Origin of the sequence: Pseudomonas palmensis (genome assembly GCF_049942755.1) — a bacterium.
Classification (GTDB): Bacteria; Pseudomonadota; Gammaproteobacteria; order Pseudomonadales; family Pseudomonadaceae; genus Aquipseudomonas; species Aquipseudomonas palmensis.
On sequence record NZ_CP187958.1, the window covers coordinates 5265654 to 5288352 of the forward strand.

General features: G+C 67.5%; 16 protein-coding genes. 1 reads left to right on the plus strand and 15 read right to left on the minus strand.

Going from position 1 to position 22699, the window contains the following annotated elements:
- Window positions 1–2 precede the first annotated feature (2 nt).
- The 6 genes from ACPRTJ_RS24325 to ccsA all read right to left on the minus strand — a co-directional run bounded on the left by ACPRTJ_RS24325 (window position 3) and on the right by ccsA (window position 8721).
- A complete protein-coding gene (locus ACPRTJ_RS24325) occupies window positions 3–1703 on the minus strand; it encodes an AMP-binding protein (RefSeq protein WP_426427420.1) in 1701 nt (566 codons plus the stop codon).
- A 56-nt stretch (window positions 1704–1759) separates the two neighbouring features.
- The gene (gene peaD, locus ACPRTJ_RS24330) at window positions 1760–2917 is read right to left on the minus strand and encodes a quinohemoprotein amine dehydrogenase subunit beta (protein ID WP_274096299.1); all 1158 of its coding nucleotides are present in this window, start codon (window positions 2915–2917) and stop codon (window positions 1760–1762) included.
- A gap of 31 nt (window positions 2918–2948) precedes the next feature.
- A complete protein-coding gene (gene qhpC, locus ACPRTJ_RS24335; RefSeq protein WP_054914481.1) occupies window positions 2949–3272 on the minus strand; it encodes a quinohemoprotein amine dehydrogenase subunit gamma in 324 nt (107 codons plus the stop codon).
- Between the two features lies 1 nt (window position 3273).
- A complete protein-coding gene (peaB, locus tag ACPRTJ_RS24340) occupies window positions 3274–4704 on the minus strand; it encodes a quinohemoprotein amine dehydrogenase maturation protein (RefSeq protein WP_426427421.1) in 1431 nt (476 codons plus the stop codon).
- Between the two features lie 72 nt (window positions 4705–4776).
- A complete protein-coding gene (peaA, locus tag ACPRTJ_RS24345) occupies window positions 4777–6294 on the minus strand; it encodes a quinohemoprotein amine dehydrogenase subunit alpha (RefSeq protein ID WP_104572475.1) in 1518 nt (505 codons plus the stop codon).
- A 240-nt stretch (window positions 6295–6534) separates the two neighbouring features.
- Entirely contained in the window at window positions 6535–8721 is a 2187-nt protein-coding gene (gene ccsA / locus ACPRTJ_RS24350) for a cytochrome c biogenesis protein CcsA (protein WP_426427422.1), read from the minus strand.
- Window positions 8722–9024: 303 nt separating this feature from the next.
- Between ccsA and ACPRTJ_RS24355 the strand changes: the two genes are divergently transcribed.
- Window positions 9025–10344, plus strand: a complete 1320-nt coding sequence (locus ACPRTJ_RS24355; protein WP_054914478.1) for a hypothetical protein — start codon at window positions 9025–9027, stop codon at window positions 10342–10344.
- 4 nt (window positions 10345–10348) lie between these two features.
- Here the strand turns inward: ACPRTJ_RS24355 and qhpG are convergent, their stop codons facing one another.
- The 9 genes from qhpG to ACPRTJ_RS24400 form a co-directional block, all read right to left on the minus strand.
- On the minus strand, window positions 10349–11653 hold the full coding sequence (gene qhpG / locus ACPRTJ_RS24360) for a flavin-dependent monooxygenase QhpG (protein ID WP_104573172.1): 1305 nt from the start codon (window positions 11651–11653) through the stop codon (window positions 10349–10351).
- Window positions 11646–12326, minus strand: a complete 681-nt coding sequence (qhpE, locus tag ACPRTJ_RS24365) for a subtilisin-like serine protease QhpE (RefSeq protein WP_104572477.1) — start codon at window positions 12324–12326, stop codon at window positions 11646–11648. Before qhpE ends, qhpG begins: the two co-directional genes overlap by 8 nt.
- Entirely contained in the window at window positions 12316–14049 is a 1734-nt protein-coding gene (locus ACPRTJ_RS24370) for an ABC transporter ATP-binding protein (protein ID WP_104573171.1), read from the minus strand. The genes qhpE and ACPRTJ_RS24370 overlap by 11 nt, the downstream gene beginning before the upstream one ends.
- 5 nt (window positions 14050–14054) lie before the next feature.
- Entirely contained in the window at window positions 14055–15968 is a 1914-nt protein-coding gene (locus ACPRTJ_RS24375; RefSeq protein WP_088515045.1) for a sigma-54-dependent Fis family transcriptional regulator, read from the minus strand.
- Between the two features lie 169 nt (window positions 15969–16137).
- Window positions 16138–17175: a FecCD family ABC transporter permease gene (locus ACPRTJ_RS24380; RefSeq protein ID WP_054914476.1), complete on the minus strand. Its 1038-nt coding sequence runs from the start codon at window positions 17173–17175 to the stop codon at window positions 16138–16140.
- Complete coding sequence (locus ACPRTJ_RS24385) at window positions 17172–18176, minus strand: FecCD family ABC transporter permease (protein WP_054914475.1); 1005 nt, start codon at window positions 18174–18176, stop codon at window positions 17172–17174. The genes ACPRTJ_RS24380 and ACPRTJ_RS24385 overlap by 4 nt, the downstream gene beginning before the upstream one ends.
- A 3-nt stretch (window positions 18177–18179) precedes the next feature.
- Window positions 18180–19118 carry a Fe2+-enterobactin ABC transporter substrate-binding protein gene (gene fepB, locus ACPRTJ_RS24390; RefSeq protein ID WP_116053933.1) on the minus strand — a complete coding sequence of 313 codons (939 nt, stop codon included), beginning with the start codon at window positions 19116–19118 and terminating at the stop codon, window positions 18180–18182.
- A 3-nt stretch (window positions 19119–19121) separates the two neighbouring features.
- Window positions 19122–20432, minus strand: a complete 1311-nt coding sequence (locus ACPRTJ_RS24395) for an NtaA/DmoA family FMN-dependent monooxygenase (protein WP_426427426.1) — start codon at window positions 20430–20432, stop codon at window positions 19122–19124.
- A gap of 64 nt (window positions 20433–20496) precedes the next feature.
- Window positions 20497–22587 (minus strand): TonB-dependent receptor, encoded by a 2091-nt coding sequence (locus ACPRTJ_RS24400; RefSeq protein ID WP_058540521.1) that lies wholly within the window; start codon window positions 22585–22587, stop codon window positions 20497–20499.
- Window positions 22588–22699: the final 112 nt, after the last annotated feature.

The window sequence follows — 22699 nt, forward strand, 5'->3', positions numbered from 1 at the left end:
GCCTACCCCCTGGCCGCCAGCTGGCCTTGCCTGGCCAGGGTCAGTTCCTCGATGCTGATCTCGCGCATGCGAAACTTCTGCACCTTGCCGGTGACCGTCATGGGGAACTCGTCCACCAGGCGAAAGTGCCGCGGCACCTTGAAGTGGGCGATCTGCGCCCTGGCCCATTCGCGCAGTTCGTCTTCGCTGGCACTGTGTCCGGGGTGGAACTTGACCCAGGCCACGATCTCCTCGCCATAACGGCTGCACGGAATGCCGATCACCTGTACGTCGGCGATGGCCGGGTGGGTGAAGAAGAACTCCTCCAGCTCCCGCGGGTAGATGTTCTCGCCCCCGCGAATGATCATGTCCTTGCTGCGCCCGACGATGCGCACATAGCCCTGCTCGTCCATCACCGCCAGGTCGCCGGTGTGCATCCAGCCCTCGTGGTCGATGCTCGCGGTGGTGGCCTCGGGGTTTTCCCAGTAGCCGAGCATGACACTGTAGCCACGGGTGCACAGCTCGCCGATCTGCCCGCGGGGTACCGTGAGCCCGTCGCTGTCCACCAGCTTGCTCTCCAGGCACGGCTGAGTACGCCCCACGGAGGTGACGCGCAACTCCAGCTCGTCCTCGGCAGCGGTCTGCAGCGACACCGGGCTGGTCTCGGTCATGCCATAGGCGATCTGCACCTCGCTCATGTGCATTTCGTCGATCACCCGGCGCATCACCTCGATCGGGCAGGTAGCGCCGGCCATGATCCCGGTGCGCAGGCTCGACAGGTCGAATTCATGCCGCTGCGGGTGGTCCAGTTCGGCGATGAACATGGTCGGCACACCGTAGAGCGCGGTGGCGCGCTCCTCGGCAACGGCGCGCAGGGTGCTCAGCGGGTCGAAGGCATCCCCGGGGTAGATCATGGTCGAGCCATGGGTCAGGCAGCCCAGGTTGCCCATGACCATGCCGAAGCAGTGGTACAGCGGCACCGGGATCACCAGCCGGTCGTGCTCGGTCAGGCCCAGGCTCTCGCCCACCATGTAGCCGTTGTTGAGGATGTTGTGGTGGCTGAGGGTTGCCCCCTTGGGAAAACCCGTGGTGCCGGAGGTGTACTGGATATTGATCGGGTCGTGCCAGTGCAGGCCGGCCTGGCGCTCGGCCAGGGCCTGCACGGTCACCGCCTCGGCCATGCCTTGCAGGCCCGCCCAGGGCAGAAAGCCTGGGGGTGGTTGCTCGGCCAGGCTCACCACGCCGCGCAGGGCCGGCAGGCGCTGGCAGTTCAGGCTGCCGGGGGCGACGCTGGCCAGCTCCGGTACCAGGCCGAGGAGCATCGCGTGGTAGTCGCTGGTCTTGAACGCGTCGGCGCAGATAACCCAGTTGCAGCCGGACTGCTTGAGCGCGTATTCCAGCTCGCTGCTGCGATAGGCCGGGTTGATGTTGACCAGGATCACGCCGACCTTGGCGCTGGCGAACTGGGTGATGCACCACTGCGCGCAGTTGGGCGCCCAGATGCCCAGGCGATCGCCGCGCTGCAGCCCCAGGGCCAGCAGGGCCCGGGCGTGGCGCTCGACCTCCTCGGCCAGTTGCTGCCAGCTGTAGCGCATGCCCTGGTGGCGCACCACCAGCGCTTCACGCGCGGCGAACCTGGCCGCGGTGGCGTCGAACGCCGCACCGATGGTCATGGCGAGCAGGTCCTTGTCCTGACGCCCCTGGGTATAGCTCGGTTGATTCATGGTTGCCCCTTGTGATTGTTATGGGCCGGCGCAGGTGGTTGCCCGCCTGCGTTGAGTCAGCGGGTGAATACCTGTGCGGTACCGGTGGCCATGTCGCCGCCTGGCAGCTTGATGTTCGCCACCAGCTCCAGGCTGTCCGGGTCGTACACCGCCACGTCGTTGAAGGTGCCGGTCAGGTACAGCTTGCTGCCGGCCTTGTCGAAGCTGATGCAGTAGTACGAATGCGCCAGGTTCGCGGCCTTGATCAGCTTCTGCTGCTTGATGTCGTACTTGGCCAGGCGGTTGAGCACGCCGAACATCTGGTTGGGGTCCTTGGGCGAGCGCATGCCGGTGAAGTACACCTCGGTGACCGGGGCAAAGTCCTGAACCTGGGTCTTGCCGGTGGTCAGGTCGACGCTGACGTAGCCGTAGACGAAGTCGGCGGTGTCCGCGTCCTGTTTCTCGTCCTTGTACTTGGCGGCGGTGTAGAGCAACGAGAAATCACGCCGGGCGGTCTGGTGAGACCAGATGTAGAGCAGGTCCGGCGGGCTGTATTGCGGGCGCTTCCAGCTGCCGGTGGGCAAGGCCACGCTGTACTGGCCGGTCTTCACGTCCAGCTTGTAGATGTCGCGCCCGGCCATGTACAGGCTACCGTCGTCCGCGGCCTGCATGATCGAGATCTGCCTCGGCACCTCGAAGGTGCGCAGCGGCTGGGCGTTCAACCCGGCGTCGGTGGCGTACACCTGCAGGCGCGGCGCCTGTACCGCATAGTGGTCGTTGAGAATCTGCGTGGGGTTGGCCACGCTGTACAGTTCCTTGCCGTCCGGGCTGACGGCGAGCGACAGCATCGACTTGGCCTGCTCGCCCGGCTTGAACGCCAGGCGCGCATGGAACACCGTCTTGCAGGTGTCCAGCTCGATGCCGTAGATATCGCCGTAGTGGTTGTTGAGCACGTAGGCGACCTTCTTGTCCGGCGCCACCTGCGCCGCGCCCGGGCCGAAGGCGTCGGGCATCTGGCAGGTCTTGTACAGCGTGTCGCTGGCCACGTCGATCAGGTGCAGGTTGTTGGGGTAGTTGGTGGCCAGCAGGTATTCCTTGCCCGGCTTGAGCGCAGGCCCCGACGCGTTGGCGGGTACGTCGCTGGCGGCGAAGGCCAGGCCGACACCGGCAGCGGTGCAGATGGCAAACAGACCCAAGCTCGTCGCGGCCATGCGGCCGATGAACTGAAGCTTCATAGCGGTATCCTTTTTTATTCTTGTCGTCAGGTCACTTGTCGTTCGGGAACACGGTGGTGAGGTTGCGCCAGCCCTCGTCGGAACTTTGCGCGTCCTTGTTCCAGTCGGGGAAGGTGCTCATCATGTCCGGCACCTGGGCCGGCCACCAGCACGGGTCGGAGCAGCCATAGAGGTCGGCCTCCATCGGCTGGCACAGCGACGCCACCCCCCCGAACACGTCCACCTCCCAGCCCGGGTCGGTGGTGGCGGTGCACCCGGCCACGCTGCTCATTGCCACCACTTCCTCGAGACGGTCTTCGGCAGCGGCCTGTTCCAGAATCAGTGCCTTGTTGTTCAGCGGCTTCAGATGTTTCATGTCAGTGCGCCTTCCGCGGGGTGATGTAACTGCTGATGAAGGCCGGGTTGGCGGCCATGATGCGGCTGTAGACCTCGATGCCGAAGTCCACCCAGTCGCGCATCAGTTCGCAGTAGTGGTAGGTGGGATGGGTGGGGTCGCCATAGCGGGCGTAGCTTTCGTGGTAGCAGCCGCCGGAACACAGGTTGCGAATGTGGCAGGTGTCGCAGCCGGTACCGCTGCGGTCCAGGCGCTGGGACAGGAAGTCGTTGAGCTCGGCCTGCTTGACCTCGCCGTGCACGTTGCCGAAGGTCGGCAGGCTGGAGCCGGTGAAACGGTGGCACAGGTTGAGCTCGCCCTTGTGGTCGACCGCCAGCATTTTCAGCCCGGCCCCACAGGGCAGCGCCTTCTTGTGGCCTTCGTGGATGTCGGTGATCAGCTGGTGCAGGTTGGAAAAACCGATGTTGCGGTGCTCCAGCGCCGCCTCCAGGTAGCGCCGGCCCAGGGCCTTCATGTTGGCGAACACCTCCACCAGTTCGTCGCCGGTGAGGTTGAAGTCGGACATGTCGCCCGAGGTGACCGGCGCAAAGCCGACCTCGGCAAAGCCCAGCTCGTTGAACAGGTGGTTCCAGATGGTCTCCACGTCGGTGATGCCACGGGTCAGCGTCACCCGCGCGCCCACCGGGCGGCTGCGGTAGCGCGACAGCAGCAGGTCGACCTTGCGCCGCACCACGTCGTAGGTGCCCTGCCCGCCCACCGTGATGCGGTTGCGGTCGTGCACGGTCTTGGGCCCGTCGATGCTCACCGACAGCCCGAAGCGATGGGCATTGAGGTAGTCGACGATCTCTTCGGTGAGCAGCGTGGCGTTGGTGGTCATGATGAATTCCACCTGCTTGCCGGCCTCGGCAAAGCGGCGCTCGCAGTAGTTGACCATGTGCTCGATCAGCGGGCGGTTGGACAACGGCTCGCCGCCGAAGAACACCACGCTGTAGCGCTCTTCGTCGGGCGACTCGCGCAGCAGCATCTCCACCGAGGCCTCGGCGGTGTCGGCGCCCATCTTCTTGCCGGCCGAGGGTTTGTCCAGGTCTTCCTTGTAGCAGTAGGTGCAACTGAGATTGCAGCCGGTGTTGACGTTCAGCACCACGGTGTTGAGCGCTGTGCGCTCGACCCGGCTGATGCCCAGCTCCGGGGTCAGCGGCGAGCCGTCGTTGACCACTTCCAGCGCGATCAGCTCGCGCAGGGTCTCGTTGACGTCATGCCCGGCGAAGCGTCCGGCCAGACGCAGCACCAGGTCTTCGCTGGTGCAGCTCTGCACGCGCAGGGCGTCGATGATGCCGCCGGTAACGTCATCGGTGGCGAACAGCGAGCTGCTGGGGATGTGGAACAGCATGCGGTCGTCGTCCACCCGCACTTCGTGCAGGTTGCGTTCGACCAGATTCAATAATGCACCCATGGTGACCTCCGCAAATGTGACGATTCGTCGTGGCAAAGCCGGGCGAGACGCGCTCGCCCACCGCCTTCGCGGTCAGGGCAGCGGCGGGCTGTTCCAGCGCTGCACCGTGACGATCAGTTGCCCTTCGCCTTGCAGGCCACCCTCCTCCAGCTGGGCGATCACCTTCAGGTTGCCGACGTTGTTGGCCATCATCCTGCGCTGCGGGTTCGGCCCGGCGCCGGCAGGCAGGAACACCCCGTCGCGCTGCATGGTGCCGGCGAACTTCACGTCCTCGTCGTCCCTGGCCTGCTCGTTGAACGGCTCCACCGTCCATTTGGCCGGCAGGTAGCCGATGCGGTAAGGCTGGCCATCGGCGCCCTTGCCCCACGCCTCGGCCTCGAAGCGGCCCTGCACCTTGGGCGTGGTGCCGCCGTTCTCGCCGATGCGCGCCACCGAATACGCCGGCACCACCTTGACCTCGGCGACCTCGGTGTACACCGCAAGGTCCACGCCCTTGAGCGCACCCAGGGCCACGTTGCGCAACCCCGGCGCGGCATCGGCTGCCGCCTTGACCTTGACCCGCAACAGCTGCGGGGTGCTTTCCAGCACCTTGACCACCTCAACGCCTGCGCCCAGGTCCGGGGTGCCGGACAGGCCGCTGCCCACCAGGGTCAGCTCGGCCTCGTTGCCGGCGCGGATGAACGCCGGCTGTACCGCCAGCAGGCGGGGGCTGTCCTGCCTGGCCGCGCTGAAGTCCAGGCCGCGCTCGTCGTGCTCGGTCTCGAACATGCGCCCTTTCATCTCGCCGTTCAGGGCCGCGAATACCTGATGCATGCGCACATCGCCGATCTTCAGGTTGCCGCGCCATTCGTAGCCGTTGTAGACGATGGCCGAGCCGCTGCCATTGAACGGCGTGCCGTCGGCATACTGGCCCTTGACCTCGATGTTGAAGGTGTCGCCGCTGTCGTGGGTCACGCTCATCACGCCGCGCACATCGCCCCTGGTCATCATGTGGCCGCTGAAGCTCCACTGCCCCGGCAGTGCGTCGGCGCCCGGCTTGCTCTTCTGCCAGTCGCTCCAGGCCTGACTCTCAAGCGGGTAGTCCTTGGCCAGCTGGGGCGCCACTTCGTTGCGCGCCAGCCCCAGCCAGTCGCGGTCGCGGGACATCATCTGGTATTCCAGCGACGGCCAGCGCCCCAGGTGGAACTCCACCAGGCGTTCCCATTCCTGCAGCGGCCGACGCTGCAGCGCCACCCGCGCGCCGGAGTGACAGCGGGCACACATCTGGTTGAGGGGTTCGTCGAACTTCTCCACGGTGTTCAGGCGCCGCTCCATCGCATAGCGCATGCCATCGGTCTCGCTGGGTGCCAGCCCCTGCCTGTCGGCCAGGTACTTGACCACCGAGCGACGGTCTTCATCGCTGATCTTCACGCCGTACATCAACTGCATGCGCGCAATGCTCATCAGCCAGCCTTCGGGGGTCTTGCGCTGGTGGCTGATGCGGCTCAGGGCGTCGTTGCCCTCGGGGGTATGGCAGGCCATGCACTTGGCATTGAGAATCGCCTTGCCATCTTCGGCCACGGCGGGGGGCAGAACAGCACAGGCCAGCATGGCCAGGGTGCCGGCACTCAGGTAATGCCGGAGTCGAGTTGTCTTCAAGGTCAGGCCTCCACGGTATTGTTTTTATAAATCGTCCGCGCCCGGCGAGGGGCTGTACTGCACATCTGACTCACACCAAGCAGAGTGCATGCCAACAAAATCAATTCCTTGTTTAACAAATAGTTACTGGATACTCCTGATAAACAACATTGATTCAAGCGCTGCCCTGGCGTGCAATTTCGCGATGACTGTCTAACTCTGAGACAGCTGAGACCACTGCCTGGCCGGGTGAGCCTGGCCCGGCAGCACCAGCATACCCAGCACCATCGCCAGCAACCCCAGCCACACCAGCGACACGAACGGATAGCGCCGTACCACGATCACCCCCTGGATCGCGTCGCCACCGTCCAGCGTGCCGGCGGCCGTCATCAGGCGTGGCGAGGCCGGTACCCATACCTGCAGGTCCTGGGCCCAGCCGCGCACGATGAAGGGGTGCAGCACATAGCCCGGGTCGCCCACATGGCGTGCATAACGGTAGTCGAGGATTTCGCACAGCTGTCGCACCGGGCCCTGATAGGCCGGCGGCAATGCGCGCCGGTCCTGGAACAGCGCATGCCCGGCGATGACCTGGTCGTCGCTGCGCAACTGCACCTGCGCCACCGCCTGGTAGCCCGAGAAGTTCTGCTGGCTGCTTACCGGCAGCACGCGCACCTGCAACTGATCGGCCACCCGGTGCCACGCCTGCGGTGATGAAGCCGGGGCAATATTGATGGGCATGTAGGTATTGAGTGCCGTGGCCAGCAGGCCACCGGCCAGCGCCACCATCGCCCCACCGTGAATCAGCGCCAACGGCGCCGTATGGCGCAGGGTGCCGAGCCGGCGGCTGCGCCACAGCACCCGCATGCCCCAGGCCAGGCACGCCAGCAGCAGGAACATTCCGGCCAGCAGGGCCGCGTCCAGCCACGGCAGCACCTGCACGATGCGCTGGGACAGCACCCCTTCGCCGGTGTAGCGCGAGGTCAGCCAGGCACCGCGCCAGGCCGTCAGCGCCACCCACAGCGCCATGCCCAGGGTAATCAGGCCGGCGTAGCGCGCCGGCAGGCTGCGCCGCAGGAACACCCACCCGCCGAGCAGCCCGAGCAAGCCGATGACGGGCATCAGCCACTTGCCCAGGGCATGGCCGTCCACGTCCCAGTGATCGAAGGCCCGGCGCAGACCGGCCAGCTCCTCGGCACTGGCCCACACGGCCAGGGTCTCGAGGAACGGCTTGAGCTCCGAGGCCTTCTCCAGCGCCAGCCACTGACCGACATGAGCGCTGAGCAGTTGGCCCACCGCCAGCAACGCGGCCACGGCGAACAGCCACATCGACAGGTCCAGCCCCCAGTCCGAAGCCGACCGGCGCACTGGGCGGGCCTGCGCCGCCGGCCGCCTGAACGCTCGCCAGGCAAACCACAGCATCTGGCCGAGGATGCCCCCCGCCAGCGCCAGGTGCCCCAGCCATGAAGTGGTACCGATATAGCGGTGTGAACTGGCCAGCACCTCGCTGCGCGTCACCGACATGGCGATGCAGGCCAGCGCCGCAGTCAGCAGGCTGAACAGCGGCAGCGCGCGCCAGTGGCGGCCCTGCGGCCGCCAGCGCCGTGCCCCGTGCAGTACCGCGCCGAGCATCGCCCATACCGCGAAGGCGGCTGTCTGCACCGGGTCCCAGTGCCATAGCTGGCCGAAGGTGAAGTCTTCGAGCGCCCACACCATGCCCATGCCGATGCCGGCGGTCAGTACCAGCCAGGCGCGCCTGCCGTAGGTACATGCCAGCGCACCGTAGGCGTCGCCGGTACGTGCCAGTGCATCCAGCGCAGCACCGGCCGGGGCGATGGCCCAGGCATAGGCGGCGATAATCAGCGGCGCGTGAAACGCCATCCAGATCGTCTGCAGGTGTGCGTTCATGCCCTGGCTCGCCTGGGCCGCCAGCCAGTCGGCCGGCGTTACCGTGAACGGCCCCAACCCGGCGGCAGTGAGGGTGTACCAGGCCGCCACCAGCGCATTGGCGCGCCCGGCCCAGCCCGGCAGCGCGGCATTGCGCACGCCGATGCCCATGCACAGGGTTGCCAGCAGCAGCACGGTGCCTTCATCGCCGCCCCACAGGTTGGCGACCTTGAGGTAGGCCGGCAGCGTGGCGCTGCTGTACAGCCAGATGTAGCGCAGCTGGAAATGGTCGGCCAGCAGGTGCATCACCAGGCTCAGGCACGCCGCACACAGCCCCACCAGCGCCAGCCGCCAGAGTATCTGCCGCAGCCGTGCGCGCACGGCGCCCAGTACCACCAGCCCGGCAATCAGCACCAGCAGCAGGTTGCCCATCTGGGGCAGCCACCACAGCAGCGCGCAGCACAGCAGCAGCCCCAGGGCCGGTGGCCAGCCCGTATCCCATCGCAGATCGCTCACGACGCCCACTCCTTCTTGTTGTTGTGCAAGCGGCCATACAAGTACTGCGCCAGGCCAGGTTTCACCTGCCAGAACAGCAGCTTGGCCGGTTTCAGGGCATCCCGGGAGTGCGTGCGTGTGTGCCGTTCTGAGACAGTCGATGGGCGGCTGAGACAGTACGGCCCGCCTCGATCTCGCCGGGCTGGGAGACAAACCGCCGACATTTCATCGGGTTGAACGCGTCGTGCAGGTATGGCGCAGTAGTTGCTTGGGCCGGTGCAGCTCGCTGCACACCTTCGATAACAACAAGAAAGGAGCACACCGATGATTCGAGCCGCCCGCACGCCCTTGGCGCTGACGCTTGCCCTCATGGCCTGCAGCGCCCAGGCCCACGAGCTGTACAACAACGAGGGCCGCGTGCTGAACGCCGACCTCGAGGCCCTGTTCGGCGTATTTCACAGTGACGAAAGCTACGCGGTGGGCGGCAACCGTCAGCCTGGCAGCAGTGCCTGGCGCGAGGGCTACATCAAGTATGGGCTGAGTGCGAGCCAGGCACTGGGCGCTGCGGGCACGGCCTACGGCGCGTTCAACCTGGTCAGCTCCGGTACCTGGGGCGACGGCGACGCCGCCGGCCTGACCCTGGGCAGCGAACGGCGCACCGGCGTCGAGGATGCCTACCTGGGCTGGCGCTCCGGCGACCTGTTCCCGGCGCTGGGCAAGGACGGCGTGGACGTTTCCGCCGGCCGCCAGACGCTGACCCTGGGCGACGGCTTTCTGATCCAGGGTGATCCGGTCAACCTTGGCAAGGTCGACCTGGGCGCGAACTTCAACCGCGGCGGCGCCTATTACCTGGCCGCGCGCAAGGCCTTCGACCGCACGGCTGTACTGCGCCTGGGCGGCAGCGAGGGCCTGCGCGGCGACCTGATGTGGCTGAAGTCGGACAACCATTACCAGGCCGATACCGAGCTTGCCATCGCCAACCTCGAACAGGTGGGCGAAGCCGGCACCCTGGGCATTTCATGGATTCGCGGCCTGGATGTCGACCGGCGCTATGCGTCGATCCTGGGCCTGCAGGAGCGCGATGGCATGGATACCGTCAGCCTGCGCGGGCGCGGCAGCCTGGGGGTCAAGGACCTGGAGGTGGCCGCCGAATACGTAACCCAGGACAAGCGCAGCGGGCGCGAGAACGCCTGGTACCTGGAAGGCGCCTGGACCTTCTCCGAGGTGCCCTGGAGCCCGACCGCCACCTACCGCTACAGCCGCTTCTCGAATGCCTTCGACCCGCTGTTCTACGGGGCCAGCCGCGGCTACGGCACCTGGTTCCAGGGCGAGGTCGCGGCCAACTATGCCGGCCCGTTCAACAGCAACAGCCAGGTGCATCACGTGGGCCTCAAGGCCACCCCACGGGAGAACCTGACCCTTGGCGCGCTGTACTTCGACTTCGATACCCTGGACAAGGCGCGTGGCAACCTGGGTGGCCGCGAGCTGGACCTGTACGTGGAGTGGATGGTCAACGAGCACCTGCTGATCAGCCCGCTGCTGGGTTTCTACAAGCCTGATCGCAGTGCCGACAACGGCGGCCTGCAGCTGGGCAGCAGCGACACCAGCACCTACCTGCAACTGCTGGTGGGCACCTTTTTCTGAGGTGTCACACTGGATACCCCTGCGCGGCCAGCCAGCCGCGCAGCCTGGCCTGTTCCGGCGCCGGCCTGCCGTGCAGCAGCCACTGCAATGGCTGACCGGCCTGAACCCCACGTACCAACGGGGCCAGCGGCACGCCGTCGAGGTGCCAGATACCCAGCGGCTGGTCGGGCCCCACCACCACCTCGGCCTGTTCGATGAAGCCGTGGCTCACCACCGGGCGCTGCTGCACCTGCCATTGGCGGAAGTCCCCGGCCAGGTGCAGTGGTTGCGCATCCGGCCACACCTGGCGCGGGCCCCAGAACGCTTGCCCGGCCTTGTCTGCCTCCTGGGCATAGAAATCCCGGCCGATGCGGGCGAAGCGCAGGAACAGCTGCTCGATACGTTCCTGATGAAAGCGCAGGGCCAGCGCCTGCTGCCCGGGGCGGCGCAGCAGGGTGTTGATCACTGCGGGCGCCTGCAGGGCCGAGGACAGCGACTGGAAGATGCCGTTGCCCGACAGCGGGTCCACCGCCATGGCGGCGTCGCCGATGCGCAGCCAGTTGTGCCCCGCGCATGCGCCTGCCAGGATCGCCGTGCTGCTGCGCGCATGCACCGGCACCGCCTGCCCGGCCGCCGCGCCGAATACCTCGGCCACCAGTGCCGATTCGCCCCGACGCCGGGCACAGTACTCAGGCAGGTGCGCCTTGCCCGGCAGACCGCCGGCGCTGCTGTCCAGGCTGATCTGCCAATAGCAGCGGCCATCGGCCAGGCGCGCCATCCAGGCCCAGCCGTCGGCCAGGCTCTGCACCGCCGACACCGGCTCGGCCGGCGCGCCCTGCCACACACTGAGCAGGCTGACGCTTTCGGGGCCGCGCAGGCGGCTCGCCGTCAACGGGGCCTGGCGCCCGCGTGCCTCCACCAGAAAATCGGCATTCAGCACCCGGCCATCGTTAAGCTGCACCTGGTGCGCGTGCGCCGTGCTGTGCAGCTTGCTCACCCGTGCTTCGATCAAGCCCACGCCGGCCCGGCGCAGGTCTTCGCGCAGGGCGGCATCGAAACGGCGGCGGTCCAGCAGGCATTCCTGGTTCAGCCATTGCTGCTGGCCGTTCCAGTGCACTTGGCGGCGCGCGGGCATGGCTGCCTGTTCCAGTGCGCTGCCAAGGCCGGCATGGCGCAGGCCGTCGAGCACCCGTTGGGACACACCCTCCACCGCCTCGAAACGGCGCCAGTCACACACCATCTCGACCGGGTAGCCCAGGCGCTGCAACCCCATGGCGCACGCCGCGCCTGCGGGCCCGGCGCCCAGTATCAGGATGCGCGGCTCAGCCATGCACGCCGCCACGGCGTTCTGCACCAATGAAGGCGGCCTGTTGGCGCAGATGCTCCAGTACCTGTTCGCGACCCGCGTTCGGCTGCGCCGTCAACAGTGCGCGCACCTGGCCGCACAGCGCCGCACTGGCCAGGCTCGCCCCCGCCACGCCGCTGGCCGGATCGACCGCAGCGCCGAAATCGGCCTGGGGCGTGTCGAGCCACGACCATTGGCCCGGCGCGCAGCGGGCATCGCCGGTTACCCGAATCACCCCCGGATAACGCGCCGGGTACACCGGCGCACCGCGCGCCGGGCTCGATGCGCACAGCAGCACCCCGGCCTCGACGGCCACGGCGCAGGCCGCACGCAGTACATTGCGGTCCTGCTGCAGGCCCAGGCTCAGGTTGACCAGCATCGCGCCCTGCTCCACCAGCCACAGCAGCGCCGCCGCCACCTGCAATGCCGAGGTCTGCCAGTGGCGGTCGAACACCTGCGCCACCAGCACCTCGCCGGCACCGCCCTGGGCCAGCAGGCAGTCGAGTACCCGGCTGCCATGCCCCAGGACATCGGCCTGCACCTGCCCCTCGCGCAACTCGCCGTGCTCCAGCCAGAAACGCCGGCCACCGGCGATAGGCCCGGCCTGATGCGCCGAGCACCCGCTGTCGATCACCCCGACACGCAGGCTAGTGCCCATGCAGCACGGGCTGCGGCTGTACACAGCGCAGTTGCCCGTCCTCGAGGTGCAGGTGAAGGTCCGCGCCGTCCAGGGTGGACGGCCGGTGGCTGATCAGGATGCGCGTGCGCCCGGCGAACAGCTGGTCGATGGCCGCGATCACCTCGCGCTCGGTGGCCTCGTCGACCGCCGAGGTGGCTTCGTCGAGCACCAGGATCGATGGCTGCTGCAACAGGGCGCGGGCAATCGCGATGCGTTGTTTCTGCCCACCGGACAACTGCTGCCCACGTTCACCCAGCGGCCCGTCCAGGCCCAGGGGCAGGCTGTGCACCAGGCTGTCCAGGCGCGCCAGGCCCACCACCTGTTCCAGTTCTGCACGGCTCGCGTCGGGCCGGCAGTAGGCCAGGTTCTGCGCCAGGGTGCCGCGAAACAGCACGATGTCCTGGCTGACCACCGCAATGCGCCGGCGCAGTGCCAGCAGATCGAGGTCGCGCAGGTCCTGGCCGTCGAGCAGGATGCGCCCCTGGTCCGGGTCGTAGAAGCGTTGCAGCAGGTCGATCAGGGTCGACTTGCCAACCCCCGAAGCGCCGCTGATGGCAACCTTGAGCCCGGCGCCGATGCACACCCGGGCATCCTGCAGCACCGCGCCACGACGCTGCTCATGGGCAAAGCACACTCCTTCAAGGCGCAGCTCGCCGCCGCCGTCACGCATCGGCTGCGGCGCGGCCGGCTGGGTCACGCTGACCGGCTCCTGCTGCAACTCCATCACCCGGCCCAGGCTCACGGCCATGCGCTGGACCGCCACGTACAGGCCCAACAGGCTCTGCACCGGCCCCACCGCCATGCCCAGATAAGTGGAAAAGGCGATCAGCGCGCCCAGTTGCCAGGTGCCCTGGATCACCCAATAGCCGCCCACCAGAAACGCCGCGGCGCGGCACAGCGAGGTCAGGGTGCCCGGCACCGCCTGGGTCAGGAACTCGGTCACCTGCACCTTGAGCAGTTGCCCCATGTAGCCCTGGCCCAGTCGCCCCAGGCGCCCGGCTTCGCGCTGCTGCTGGCCCGCGGCCTGGATGAACTTCATCGCCGGCAGGGTCTCGACCAGAAACGACGAGACATCGGCCGAGCGTTCGCGCAACTGGCGCACCTCGCGCTCGACCTTGCGCCGCATCCAGCGCAGCCACAGCACCTCGATGGGAATCAGCACCGCCAGCAGCAGGGTCAGCTGCCACGACAGCATCAGCATCAGGCTCACTGCGCCCACCAGGCCGATCAGGCTGGAAACCGCCGAAAACAGCGAATCCACCGCAAAACGCTGGATTTCCGCGACGTCGCCATCGAGCCGCGAAAGGATGTCGCCCAGCCGCTTGCGCCCGTAGAAGCTGGGCGACAGCTGCTGCAGGTGGCCATACAGGTCGTCGCGCAGGGCGAACAGGATGCGCCCCGACAGGCGCGTGTGCAGGTAGCGGTTGACCCCCGACAGCACGGTGCTCGCCAGCCCCACGCCAACCATGATCGCCGCCATGTGCCACAGCACCTCGAAGTCCTTGGCCAGCAGGCCCTCGTCGATCAGGGTCTTGACCAGCCAGGGCTGGGCCAGCACCAGCAGCGAGGCGCCCAGCGACAACCCAAGCAGCACGCCGATCGCCCGCCCGTGGGGCCGCACGAAGCCGTACAGCCAGGCCAGCGCCCGGCGCATCAGCTGCGGGTCGTCGGTATTGACCAGGCGCAGCAGCACTCGGCCCAGGCGGTTCAACTGCGCAGCTGCTTGATCTTGCGGTACAGCGTGGCGCGGCTGATGCCCAGGGCATCGGCTGCCGCGGTGATGTTGCCGTGATGACGCGCCAGGGCGCCACGGATCAGCTCCTCCTCGTTTTCGCGGATGCTGCCCGGCTGCTGGGTGCTGCCCCTGAGGTCTTCGAGCAGGCAGTCGGTCAGGTGTTCCAGGCCTAGCAGTGGCTCGCCCGGCTCGCGCATGGCCACCGCCGAGCGCAGCACCATCTCCAGCTGGCGGATGTTGCCGGGCCAGTCGTAGTTGTTCAGCAACGCGGCCAGCTCCTTGCTCAGGCGCACGCCGTGGGCGCCGAACTTGTGCAGCAGGCTGTCTATCAGGGTGCCCAGGTCGTCGCGCTCGCGCAGTGCCGGCAGGCGCAGGCTCACGCCGTTGATGCGGTAGTAGAGGTCTTCGCGAAACTGCTGCTCGAGCACGTGGCGCTTGAGGTCGCGGTGGGTGGCGCAGATCACCGCCACGTCGATGTCCTGCTCTTCGCCGGCGCCCAGCGGCGCCACCCGGCGCTCCTGCAATACCCGCAGCAGGCGTGCCTGCAGGGCCAGCGGCATGTCGCCCACCTCGTCGAGAAACAGGGTGCCACCGTGGGCCTGCATCAGGCGCCCGACCATGCCGCCACGGCGCGAGCCGGTGAAGGCACCTTCGCGGTAGCCGAACAGTTCGGACTCGATCAGCCCCTCGGGTATGGCCGCACAGTTGACCGCCACGAACGGCTTGCCGGCACGCGGGCTGGCCTGGTGCAGGGCGCGCGCCACCACTTCCTTGCCGGTGCCGGTTTCGCCCAGCAGCAGCACCGGCAGTTCGTTCTTCAGGCCCTGCAGGGCCATGCGCAAGGTGCGCGCAAGGCTGCTGTCGCGCCCGGCCAGGGCCTCGAGGTCGACGCTCTTCTGCGCGGCCACCGGGGCAGCGGGTGCAGGTGTCGCGGCAATCACGGGCTGGCGCGGCAGGTGCTGGGAGCGGAAGTAGAACTCGCCCTTGGCGGTCTGCACGCTGCTGATGCCGCCCTGCCATACCCGGCTGATGAAGGCGCTGGAGCGTTCGCCGATCAGGTCGCTGCAGCTGCGCCCCACCAGGGCGGCGCGCGATACCTGCAGCAAGGCGCAGGCCTGGTCGTTGGCGGCCAGCACCTCGCCGTCCAGGCTCAGGGCAAGCAGGCCGTGCCAGGCGCTGCCCAGGTACTGCGGGCGGTTGTGGAAGGCCACCACCAGTTGCTCGGGGTAGCACAGGCCGAACATGCGGCTTTCGATGTTGCCGGCCGCCAGCAGCAGGGTCGAGAGGTTGTCCTGGGGCTGGGCCATGACGCCTTCGCGGGTCAGGTCGAGCACCCCGATGATCTCGCCGCGCGGGTCGCGCAGCGGTACCGAGGTGCAGGAGAACGGGCTCAGGCGGTCCAGGTAGTGTTCGCCGCAGTTGATCAGCGTGGGGCGCCCTTCCACCACGGCGGTGCCGATGGCATTGGTGCCGCGCACCGACTCGCTCCAGCAACTGCCCGGGTGCAGGTCGCGCAACCCGGTCTGGCGCAATGGCTCGGTGTTGCCCTCGATGGCCAGCACGTTGGCCTGGGCGTCGCCGAGGATGATGATGCCGCCCTTGCCCTGGCGCGACACCAGGTACTCCAGCTCCGGCGTGGCGGCGTCGATCAGCAGCCGGTTGCTTTCCAGCAGGCGCTTGAGTTCACCGCGCTGCGGGGCGGCCAGCTCGTGCCGCTCGCCTTCGAGGCAACTCAGGCCATGGCCGAGGCTGCGCCGCCACGAGGCATCGATCTCGTCGCGCAACATGCCCAGCGGCAACTCCCCGTCATGGACCAGTTTCATGCGTGCCTGGCGTGACTCCTGCAAAGGGTCAGCGGCGTTTTTTATTAGAATGGTGCGTGCCATCGCTTACTCCAGCGCCCGTCGAACGTTGTGCACTTAAGGCAATGTAACTCAAGGGAGTGTGCTTGAGATTTGCAGGGCCGTCACCCGCAGGCGCCGACAACCTGATCGGCAGAGTGGCACAAGGTTACGTTTACGTAAAGGTGATGAATCGCGACGTGTCGTCCTCCTTTCAGGCGCGCCGATTGCGCGCCAGCAGCCACAGCAGGTACACCCCGCCCAGCAGGCCGGTGGTCAGGCCGATGGGCAGGTTGAGGTTGGCCACAAAACGCTGGCTGAGCAGGTCGGCGGCCAACAGCAGTACCGCCCCCATCAGCGCTGCGCTCACCAGCGGCACCTGCGCCGAGGTGGTCAGGCGCCGTGCCAGCTGCGGCGCGGCCAGGGCGATGAAACTGATCGGGCCGGCCGCCGCGGTGGCGATCGCGGTCAGGCCCACCGCCGCCATCACCATCAGCAAGCGGGTACGCTCCACCGCCACACCCAGCTGAGCGGCGCTGTCGTCACCCAGTTCGAGGATGTTCAGGCGCCGTGCGTGGTACACCGCCACCGGCACCACCAGCAGCAGGCCCAGCGCCGCCGGCAGCACATGCGACCAGGTGCGGGTGTTGAGCGAGCCGGCCAGCCAGATCTGCGCCGACATGGCCTGGTCGAGGTTGCCCATCACCAGCAGCACCGTGTTGAGCCCCGAGAGCATCGCGCCCACCCCGATGCCCACCAGCACCAGGCGATAGCCGCCGGTGGTGCGGCCCTTCATCGACAGCACGAACACCAGCGCAGCGGTGCCCACGCCGGCGATCACCGCCGCCAGCGACGCCCCCAGCGGGCCGGCATCGAACAGGATGATCTGCACGATCGCCCCGCTCGCCGCCCCGGTGGTGAAGCCGATGATGTCGGGCGAGCCCAGCGCGTTGCGCGAGATGGACTGGAAGATCGAGCCGGCCATGCCCAATGCAGCGCCCACGCACAACGCGGTGAGCACCCGGGGCAGGCGCACACGCAGCACGATGCGCTCGGTGGTCGGGCTCGGCCCTGCCCCCAGCAGGCTGGCCAGCACCTGGCCCGGTGTCAACGGCAAGGTGCCGATGCCCAGCAGCAGCACCCCCAGCCCCAGGGCCAGCAGCACCAGCACGGCACACACCAGCACCCCCCGTGGCTGCCAGCGAAACGACAGGGCGGCCAGGCGGACGACCCGTGTAGCGGTAGTGTTCATAGCTTGCTCAACCGGAATGTGCGCACCAGCGCGATAAAGAACGGCCCGCCGATCAGCAGCGCGACGATACCCGCCGCCACTTCCGCCGGCGCCGCCACGACCCGGCCCAGCACATCGGCCCCCAACAGCAGCACGCCGGCAAACAGTGCCGAGTACGGCAGGATCCAGCGGTAGTCCGGGCCCACCAGCAGGCGCGCCAGGTGCGGCGCCACCAGCCCCACAAAGCCGATCGGCCCGGCAGCGGCGGTGGCAGCGCCGGCCAGCAGCATCACTGCCAGGCAGGCCAGCAGCCAGGTGAGGCGCACGTTCACCCCCAGCGCCAGGCCCAGGTCCTTGCCCAGGGCCATGGCATTGAGGCTGCCGGCCAGCGCCAGCACCGTGACAGCGCCCGGCACCACGGCCATCGCCAGCACCCCCACCGCCTCGAAGCCGCTCTTTTCCAGCGAGCCCGATGCCCAGTGGCGAAACTGGTCGAACACCTGCGCCGGCGCATTGAGGATGATGATGCCGGTGACCGAGGCCAGCATCACCGACAGACCGGCGCCGGCCAGCACCAGGCGCACCGGGTTGGTGCCGGTCTCCTGGGCACGGCCCAGCATGAACACGGCCACCCCGGCCAGCCCGGCGCCGACGAAGGCGCACCACACGTAGCCGCTCATGCTGCTCAGGCCCAGCACGGCCACACCGACGATCACCCCTACCCCGGCCCCGGCGTTGATGCCCAGCAGTCCCGGTTCGGCCAGCGGATTGCGGGTGACCGCCTGCATGATCGCACCAGCCAGGCCCAGCGCCAGCCCGGCCAGTATCGCCACCAGCGTGCGTGGCACCCGCAGTTCGCGCACGATCAGGTGCTGGTCGTCGAGCCGGTCGTAGGCCGACAGCGCCTCGAATACCTGGGCCACGCCGATGCTGCGCGACCCCACCACCAGGCTCGCCAGCACCGCCACGACCAGCAACAGCAGCCCCAGCAGCAGGCCCTGACAACGTCTTGATCGCACCATGGCTCAGCGGTACGCCCGCGCCACGGCGTCGATCATCTCGCGCCCGGAGTAGTAGTCGATGCGAAACGAACTGGGGCCCAGTGCATACACCCGCTTGTGCACCACCGCCGGCAGGTTGGCCAGCACCGGGTCGGCGAGAAACGCCTGCACGTCGGCGTCGCTGCCGCCCAGCAGGAACACCGTGTCGCCGGTGATGGCCGCCGAGAGGTTTTCACGGGAGATGAAGTCCACGTCGGAGCTGCGCTTGACCTGCCCTTGCAACCCTTGCGGCAAGCCGGCCACCGCGAACCCGAGAGCTGCCAGCAACTGCGCATGGGGGCTGTCCAGGCGCGCTACCGAATAGCTGCCACCCAGGTTGTAACCCACCACGCTGACCGCGCCGGCAGGTGGCGTGATGCGCGCTGCAACCTGCGCGGCGTAGGCGTCGAAGCGCTCGATGGCCGCCTCGGCCTGCGCCTGCAGGCCGCTGGCCTGCCCCAGTTGGCGCGCCAGCTCCTGCCAGCTGTGGTTGGCGTAGTTGACCACCACCGTGTCGATACCCTGGGCCTGCAGCTCGGCCTGGTGGGGCAGCACACTGTCGGCCCCGGTAGCCGACACCACCAGCAGGTCGGGTGCCTGCCCGACCACCGCTTCGAGGTCGAACACCAGGTTCTTGTACAGCACCTGCACGCCGCGCTGGTCGGCCACTTCGGCCCACTGGGTGAAGAAGCCCTTGGCATCGGAGATGCGGCTGGGCGTGGTCGCGGCACTGGCCACCAGCGGCGCGTCCATGGCCAGCAGGATGCCGGTCACGCTCGGCGAGGTGGACACGATGCGCTTGGGCGAGGCCTGCGCCGACGCCGTCGGCGCCTCGTCCGCAAGCTCGGCGGGCTGCCGGGCCAGCCACAGGGCGGCGCTGGCCACAGCGACGATGGCCAGCACGGCCACCACAGTCTTTTTCATCGTCTAGCCCTGCTCGTCAAGGTGGTGGGCGAAGGTCGAGCCGCTGTAGCTCTCGCGGAACAGGCCGGCCTGCACCAGGCGTGGCATCAACTGGTCGAGAAACAGGTTCAGCGACTCGACCGAGCCACCGGGCGCGGCAATGAAGCCGTCGATGGCGCCACTGGCAGCCCAGTCCGCGATCTGCTCGAAGGCATCGTCGACGGTGCCGACCACCTGCCAGTGCGCCGCCGAGATCACCTCGGGGCGCAGCAGCAGTTGGTCGATGCTCAGCGACTCGCGCTCGATCAGCCGGCGCAGCAGGCTGCTGTGGGTACGGCTGGAGGCGTCCGGCGCAACCCCCGGCAGGTCGGCGCGGGTCACCGGGCGGTCGAGGGGCCAGTCGGCCAGGTCCAGCCCGGTCATTTCCTTGATCGAGGCCAGCTTGCGCGCGCGGTTCATGCGCCCGTGGGTTTGCATGAACACCGCCCGGGCCTGCTCGCGGGTGTCGGCCAGGTACAGGCTCAGGCCCGGCAGCAGGCGGATCGCCTGCGCCGAGCGGCCGTGGCGTTCGGCGCGCCGGCCCAGGTCACGGCGCAGTTCAAGCGCCGCTTCCTTGTCGGGCGTGGGTGCGAACACCAGGTCGGCCACCGAGGCGGCGAAATCCCGCCCCGACTCCGAGGCACCGGCCTGGATCAGCGGAATGCGCGTGCCGGGGAAGGCTGGCAGGTTCAGCGGGCCCTTGACCTTGAGGTAGGTGCCCTCATGGTTGACCGGGCGCACCTGGGTGGTGTCGGCATAGCAGCCATTGGCACGGTCGATGGTCAGCGCCTCGAACGGGAAGCTGCCCCACAGCTGGTGCACCAGCTCGGTGAACTCGGCCGCCCGCGCATAGCGCTCGTCGGCGTCGGGCATCTGCTCAAGGCCGAAGTTCTCGTGCCCCTGCAAGGCGGTGACGATGTTCCAGCCCACGCGCCCGTTGCTGATCCAGTTCAGCGATTGCAGCTGGCGCGCCACCACATACGGCGGATAGAAGGTGGTCGACACCGTCGACACCAGGCCGATGTGCGAGGTCTGCTGGGCCACGGCGGCCAGCAGGATGGTGGGGTCGAGGCTGGTGAAGCCAGGGCCGCTTTCGAGCATTTCCACCGGCAGGCAACTGACGTCGGGGCGGAACACGAAGTCCAGGTGCGCCGCTTCGGCGCGCTGCGCCAGATCGATGGCGAAGGCGCTGGTGAACAGGCCCTCGACGTTGCTGTCGGCGCGCCGCCAGGCGTCGCCGCTGAGCCAGGTGGGGGCCAGTGAAAGGCCGATATGGAGTCGCTTGGGCGAGGTCATCAAAGCTCCGGGTGCAGGTGATAGAGTACGGCGGCCCCAGGGCCGCCGTTGACAGTGGGTTGATTCAGAACGAGCCCTTGACGCCCACGCCGAACATGCGTGGCGTGGTCATGCTCGCCTCGGTGCCGCCGATGCCGCGGTTCTGCTGCAGGTAGGTGGCCGAGCGGTCGTCGAACACGTTCTTGACGTAGCCGTACAGTTCCACCGCCGGGGTGAACTGGTAGCTGGCGCGGGCATCGGTCAGGGTGTAGGAGTCGACCGAATACGACGAGTTGTTGGCCGTGTCGGAGTAGTAGCCGTCGATATGCCGAACCTGGGCCGACAGGTTGAGCTTGTCGGTCACGTCCCAGCTGGGCCCGAAGCTCAGGGTGTAGCCGGGCGACTTGGCAAACTCGTTGGCCTGGTAGCTGTCGTTGCTGGTGATGCGGTCGATGCGCGTGCGCAGGGTGCCGGCGCTGGCCTTGAGGGTCAGGCTGTCGAGCAGCTGGTAGTCGGCGCTCAGTTCCATACCGTAGGCGTGGGCCTTCTCGGCATTGATGGTGTAGGACTGGCTGATCCCGGTGGAGATCACCACCGGAATGTTGTACTGCGAATCCTTCATGTCCATGTAGAACAGGTTGCCGCTCAGGCGCAGGCGGTCATCGAGCAGGCTGGCGCGGGTGAACAGCTCGTAGTTCCACACCGACTCTTCCTTGAAGTACTGCCACTGGCGCGTCGACAGGTTGAGCGAGACACCGCCCGGGTTGTAGCCGCGGCTGACCATCGCGCCCACGGTCCAGTCCGGCGTCGCGGCGTAGGCCAGCGATACCTTGGGCAGCACGGCGGTGAAGGTCTTCTGGTAGTCCAGCGCAGTGGGCGCCAAAACCGAGTTGCCGTCGCGCTCGATACGGTCCTGCTGGAAGCGCAGGCCCGTGCTCAGGGTCCACAGGTCGCTCAGGCGGTAGTTCAGCTCGCCGAAGAGGCCGAGGTTTTCCTTGGTGTCGTCGAACGCCGACAGCCCGGCCAGGTTGAGGGTTTCGTCGGTCCTGGTGCGCGCCACGTAGAGGCCGGTGGCGCCGCTGAGCACGCTGTGCTGGTCACCGAACACCAGGCGGGTTTCGTTGGACAGGTTCTTCTGCTTGATGTCGGCGTCGCCCTGCCCCGGGATGCCGGTGTAGCGCTGCACGCTGGACAACGAATACTGCGCCTGGTTGATCAGCTTGAGGCCGTTGTCGAAGTCGTAGCTCACGTCCAGCACGCTGGTGTTGGTGCTCTGCTCCCAGCTGGGCATGGTCGTGGTGGTGTGATCGAGCTTGTGGTACGGCGCCGAGGCGGCTTCCTGGGTGGGGCGGTTGCTCTCGTTGTGCGAGAAGGTGAACTTGGCCTCCAGCCCCTGGATGTCGGTGGGCAGCCATAGCAGCTTGGCGCGGGTGGTGAGCGCGCTGAAGTCGTGGTCGGTCTTGCCCTTCTGGAAGTTGGGGTTGGTGTAGTCGATGAAGGTATCGCGCGCCGAGTAGTCCACCGCCAGGCGCCCGGCCAGGTCGGTGCCCATCAGCGGCCCGGACAGCGCGATGGAGGTGCGCTTGGCGTTGTAGTTGCCGATCTCGGCCTGGTAGGCGGCCTCGGGGGTGAAGGTCGGGTCCTTGGTGTTGACGATGATCGCGCCGGCGATGGCGTTGGCGCCTTGCGAGGTGGTCTGCGGGCCGCGGAACACCTCGATGCTGTCCACGTCCCACACCGAGGTGGCGCCGAAGAACATCTCGTTGTAGTTCAGGTAGTGGCCGTCCAGGTTGATGGTGGCCCGTGGCACGGTGCCGCCCCAGAACTGGTTCTGCCCGTTGTTCGGGCCCTGGGTGTCCTGGCCGCGGATGATCGGCGCGCCTACCGAGTCGGTGTAGATCACGTTGGGCACGTCATTGAGCACTTCATGCACGCTGGCGTTGCCGGTGTTCTGGCGCTCGATGTCGCGGGCAGTCTTGACCGACACCGAGGAGGCGGTGTTCTTCAGGTCACGCTCGAGCTTTTCCCCGGTGATCATGATCGGTTCGAAGGTGACTGCGCCTTTGCCCGGGGCAGCAACGGCATCATCGGCCATCGCAGGCGCCATGCCGAGCACGGTCGCCAGGGTCAGCACGCTGAAACCGCAGGTGAGTTCAAGGGGTGAATAGGCCTTCAAGATACACTCCAAATGATAATCATAATCGTTTGTGCGAAAGGTATCATGTGGCCACTTCATTCCTCAATAGAGAATTGATTCTGCAATGTGGTAAATCCAGGGGCCCGGCCAG

Bases quoted from the DNA above. Each gene is read 5' to 3' on its own strand.
- ACPRTJ_RS24325 (WP_426427420.1), bottom strand. From the start codon at position 1,703: ATGAATCAACCGAGCTATACCCAGGGGCGTCAGGACAAGGACCTGCTC.
- peaD (WP_274096299.1), bottom strand. From the start codon at position 2,917: ATGAAGCTTCAGTTCATCGGCCGCATGGCCGCGACGAGCTTGGGTCTG.
- qhpC (WP_054914481.1), bottom strand. From the start codon at position 3,272: ATGAAACATCTGAAGCCGCTGAACAACAAGGCACTGATTCTGGAACAG.
- peaB (WP_426427421.1), bottom strand. From the start codon at position 4,704: ATGGGTGCATTATTGAATCTGGTCGAACGCAACCTGCACGAAGTGCGG.
- peaA (WP_104572475.1), bottom strand. From the start codon at position 6,294: ATGCTGGCCTGTGCTGTTCTGCCCCCCGCCGTGGCCGAAGATGGCAAG.
- ACPRTJ_RS24355 (WP_054914478.1), top strand. From the start codon at position 9,025: ATGATTCGAGCCGCCCGCACGCCCTTGGCGCTGACGCTTGCCCTCATG.
- qhpG (WP_104573172.1), bottom strand. From the start codon at position 11,653: ATGGCTGAGCCGCGCATCCTGATACTGGGCGCCGGGCCCGCAGGCGCG.
- qhpE (WP_104572477.1), bottom strand. From the start codon at position 12,326: ATGGGCACTAGCCTGCGTGTCGGGGTGATCGACAGCGGGTGCTCGGCG.
- ACPRTJ_RS24375 (WP_088515045.1), bottom strand. From the start codon at position 15,968: ATGGCACGCACCATTCTAATAAAAAACGCCGCTGACCCTTTGCAGGAG.
- ACPRTJ_RS24380 (WP_054914476.1), bottom strand. From the start codon at position 17,175: ATGAACACTACCGCTACACGGGTCGTCCGCCTGGCCGCCCTGTCGTTT.
- ACPRTJ_RS24385 (WP_054914475.1), bottom strand. From the start codon at position 18,176: ATGGTGCGATCAAGACGTTGTCAGGGCCTGCTGCTGGGGCTGCTGTTG.
- fepB (WP_116053933.1), bottom strand. From the start codon at position 19,118: ATGAAAAAGACTGTGGTGGCCGTGCTGGCCATCGTCGCTGTGGCCAGC.
- ACPRTJ_RS24395 (WP_426427426.1), bottom strand. From the start codon at position 20,432: ATGACCTCGCCCAAGCGACTCCATATCGGCCTTTCACTGGCCCCCACC.